We start from the raw sequence: 1,867 nt of genomic DNA on the forward strand, positions 1-1,867 counted from the left end.
GCAAAAATTCAAAAAGCACAACAAGCACTTGAAGCAGGAAATAAAGAGAAATTTACACTTAATCCTTATACGCTAGGGGATGAATATGCGACAGGGACAATTACTGGGAATATCAAAAAATTCCAATTAATTGTGGGTGACAAAACATATGAACCTGGCTTTAAATTAGTGAATGGCAAACTTGAAGTATATATTGGAAATCGTGTGCCTGCAGGAACAAAAGAATTTACGTTAAAAGCCTTTAATCCAGCCGGTCAACAAGTAGCTTCCCAAGTGGTACAAGTTCAAGACGTTTCATTAACTGTCGATAAATTTAGCCTTGGTGATGAATATATGACTGGTTCTTATACAGGAAGTACGACGAAGAAATTCCGTTTAACGGTGGACGACAAAGTGTATAATCCTGGCTTTAAATTAACAAAGGGTAAATTTGAAGTGTATGTCGGTAGCAAAGTTACAGGGGATTCAAAAGTAGTAAAACTAGAAGCTTTAGATGAACGAGGAAAAACGCTTGCGCAACAAAACGTAACAGTAGAAAAACCACAATTAAATATGGATGAATATATTCGTGGTAATGAATACATGACAGGAACTATTGAAGGAAAAGGAATTAAAAAATTCAAATTAGTGATTAACGGTAACGTAAATATGCCGGGATTCAAATTAAATGGAAACAAATTTGAAATTTACATTGGCAATAAAGTTCCAGCAAACGTAAATACTGTCAAAGTGGTGGGCTTAGATGCATACGGCAAAGAAATTGTTTCACAAGATGTCACAGTTCAAGCACCATCTTTAGCTCTTGATGAATATGTTCGTGGCAATGAATACATGAAAGGAACATTTAAAGGTGGGATTAAGAAGTTCAAATTAACTGTAGATGGTACAGTGTATAGTCCCGGTTTTAAAGTGACGGATGGTAATAGATTTGAAGTATATATCGGCAATCGGATTACTGCTAATTCCAAATCAGTAACATTAGAAGCCTTGGATCGCTCAGGCAATGTTTTAGTGACTCAACCGGTTTCAGTGGCACAACCTGAGTTAATTCCAAATGAATATACTCGAAATGCCGAATATTTAACGGGTTCTTACAAAGGCGATATTCGTTCATTTAAATTAACAGTTGCAGGAAAAGAGTATAAACCTGGCTTTAAGTTAAAAGAAGGAAACCAATTTGAAGTTTATATTGGGAATAAAATTCCAGCAGCTACGGATAAATTTACAATCGAAAGTTTAAGTTTTGACGGTAAACAATTAGTTTCTGTTGAAGTCCCAGTAAAATAAGTATAAAAATTAGCATGCTTGAAGCAGTCAAAAAGGATTGCTTCAAGCATTTTTTTATAAATGGAATGTTTATTTCGGAAAAAATATAAACACATTCGCTTATTTTCTTATTTTCTTATTTCATTAGGAAAAAATTAAATAAATATCAATAGACGTTGTTATTTATTCAAAATTAAATTTTTGTAACCGATAACAAAGGTAATATATCTTTTTGTCGTAAATGAAAGGAATAAAAAATAGCCTTATAATAGATTTTTCAACGATAAAAAGAAATAATCAGATTGGTTAAATTAATGGAAAAAGAAATGAAGAATGAAATAGAAAAAAAAAGATTGTTCCCTGTTTTGATAGCATAAGCAATAGAAAGAACCAGCTTCTTTGCTATCTTCTTTCTTATTTTTAAAGTATTTATTTCACAAATAATTAAAGATAGGAGAATCTAGTAATGTCAAAGAAAAAAAATCTCACAAAAGCGAAAAAAATTCGCAAACAATTACTGGCTGCATCAGCGGCAGGGCTAGTACTTGTTTCAAGCACTGTTAGTGCAGGCACTTCATTGGTTTATGCAGCAGAAAAAAAT

At 32.6% G+C, this 1,867-nt stretch carries 1 protein-coding gene; it reads left to right on the plus strand.

Annotated features, from left to right (window positions below; translation table 11 throughout):
* On the plus strand, nucleotides 1-1,287 hold a 1,287-nt coding region (locus RV14_RS11565; protein ID WP_342714787.1), incomplete at its 5' end, for an immunoglobulin-like domain-containing protein.
* Nucleotides 1,288-1,867: the final 580 nt, after the last annotated feature.

This window comes from Enterococcus ratti (assembly GCF_001886195.1).
In the GTDB taxonomy this organism is placed as follows: Bacteria; Bacillota; Bacilli; order Lactobacillales; family Enterococcaceae; genus Enterococcus_B; species Enterococcus_B ratti.